The sequence below is a fragment of the Staphylococcus sp. EG-SA-15 genome (genome assembly GCF_017151895.1).
Taxonomy (GTDB): domain Bacteria; phylum Bacillota; class Bacilli; order Staphylococcales; family Staphylococcaceae; genus Staphylococcus; species Staphylococcus aureus.
This window is the reverse complement of record NZ_JACVZN010000166.1, coordinates 1-244: the sequence shown is the minus strand read 5'-3', so window position 1 is coordinate 244 and position 244 is coordinate 1. Positions and strand designations below refer to the sequence as shown.

Below are 244 nucleotides of genomic sequence, written 5' to 3'. Positions count from 1 at the left end.
TGCATCTAAATCATTGTATGGAACTGTAATTGTATTTTTAGCAATACCTTCAGGCACACCAGGAGAATCCGGCAATCCTAATGTTGCCACCCCAGAACCAGCTTTGATTAATAACGAATCACTATGAAATGTATTCGCCTGTTGCTTGAAAACCTTATAGATTTGTTCATTCGGTGCTGCTACACCAATTTTATCTGGACCATCATCAAACATGTTAATAATCTTATCAATGTTAGATAGACCA

Annotated in this window: 1 pseudogene; it reads right to left on the bottom strand. The window is 36.9% G+C overall.

What is annotated here, in order from left to right:
- Nucleotides 1-244: pseudogene (locus tag IDG64_RS15410) on the bottom strand (hypothetical protein); the annotation flags it as partial.